The 1629-nt window shown below is 74.6% G+C and carries 1 protein-coding gene and 1 pseudogene; one reads left to right on the top strand and one right to left on the bottom strand.

Features of this window, described 5'->3' with window-relative positions; genetic code table 11:
- Positions 1–1216 (bottom strand): annotated as a pseudogene (gene puuE / locus AX737_RS03150) (allantoinase PuuE); the annotation flags it as partial.
- A 222-nt stretch (positions 1217–1438) separates the two neighbouring features.
- Here puuE and AX737_RS03145 point away from each other — a divergent pair.
- Positions 1439–1629 (top strand): hypothetical protein (locus AX737_RS03145; protein WP_066918928.1); only part of this gene is annotated, 191 nt, incomplete at its 3' end.

Raw genomic sequence — 1629 nt, 5'->3', positions numbered from 1 at the left:
AGGCGGTCATCGGAAGGATCCTCTCTCAGGCCGGCAGGATGTCGCGGAGCCGCTGCAAGGCGTGCGCCTCGGCCTCCTGCGGGGTGCGGCCGGCGGGCAGGAGCGCGGCCCGCTCCGCCCCGGAGCCGGCGCGGAAGGCGCGGCAGAGCGCGTTGTGCAGGCCGAGCGCCGTGTCGTGCGCGCTGCCGAGCTCCAGCGCGTGGGCGCGCTCGGCCACCCAGGCGCCGCCGTCGAACACGTCGCGGAAGCGGGCGACGAACGCCTCCCGGTCCATCCGCGACGGCCGGACGGCCTGTTCCGCGTAGGGGTGGCGCGCCTGCCAGTGCCGCGCGATGTCGATGCGCTTGGCGAACCAGACCCGGTCGTGGCCGCGCACGTAGTCGAGGAAGCGCCGGAGCGCCAGCGCGCGGCCCGGGCGCCCGACGAGGCGGCAGTGCAGGCCGAGATTCATCATGCCCGGCCGGCCGGCCTCGCCCTCGGCGTAGAGCGCGTCGAACGTGTCCTTCAGGTAGGAGAAGAACTGGTCGCCGTTGGCAAAGCCCGCCGGCGTCGAGAAGCGCATGTCGTTGGCGTCGAGGGTGTAGGGCACGATCAGCTGCGGGCGGATCGGGCGCCCGTGGCCGTCGTGGTCGAGCCAGTAGGGCAGGTCGTCGGCGTAGGTGTCGGAGACGTAGGCGAAGCCGCCCTCCTCGGCGACGAGCCGCACCGTGTCGGCCGACGAGCGGCCGGTGTACCAGCCGGTCGGGCGGGCGCCCGTCACCTCCGTGTGCAGGCGGATCGCCGCCTCTAGGTCCCGGCGCTCGTCCTCCGGCGTGTGAGCCCGGTAGTCGATCCAGCGCAGGCCGTGCGAGGCGATCTCCCAGTCGGCCGCCTGCATCGCCGCGACCTGCTCGGGCGAGCGCGCCAGTGCCGTGGCGACGCCGTAGACCGTGACGGGGATCTCCAGTCCGGTCAGCAGCCGGTGCAGGCGCCAGAACCCGGCCCGCGCGCCGTACTCGTAGAGGGATTCCATGTTCCAGTGGCGCAGGCCCGGCCATGGCACGGCCGACACGATCTCGGAGAGGAAGGCCTCGGAGGCCGCGTCCCCGTGCAGGATCGCGTTCTCGCCGCCCTCCTCGTAGTTGAGCACCACCTGCATGGCCACGCGCGCGCCGCCCGGCCAGTCCGGATCGGGCGGGTTCGCCCCGTAGCCGCGCATGTCCCGCACGTAACGCATGACTTGAGGTTCCCGGTCGGCGTCGGCCCCGGCGTCGCCCCGCGCCGGACACGCCCTTGCCCGCGGTATAGCCCCGGCGTCGTCGCGCGGCCAATGCTTCGCGCCCGGCGCGCCGTCGCCCCCGGCCCCGAACGGCGCCGGTTGTCGCCCGAATGGCACGGCGGGCGGGCGCGGCCGATGCTATGGGAGGGCGGTGGTTCGGCAGGCATCCCCGGGGGCAGCGTGGCACGCTCCAGCGTCATCGTCCTCGCGCTCCTCGTCCTCGGCCCGTCCGCGGCCGGGGCCGCCGACATGCGGGACCGGCCGGTCGCCGCCGGACGCTTCCTGGCGACCTGCGAGGATCTCGGCCGGTTCTGCTTCGCCGAAGGTTGCGGGCGCGACCAGATCGACGCCGCACTCGCCTGCCGGGCGGC

It is taken from the genome of Methylobacterium sp. CCH5-D2 (genome assembly GCF_001556475.1).
In the GTDB taxonomy this organism is placed as follows: Bacteria; Pseudomonadota; Alphaproteobacteria; order Rhizobiales; family Beijerinckiaceae; genus Methylobacterium; species Methylobacterium hispanicum.
Note: the sequence above shows the minus strand (reverse complement) of the source record. Positions and strands in the feature narration are given on the sequence as shown.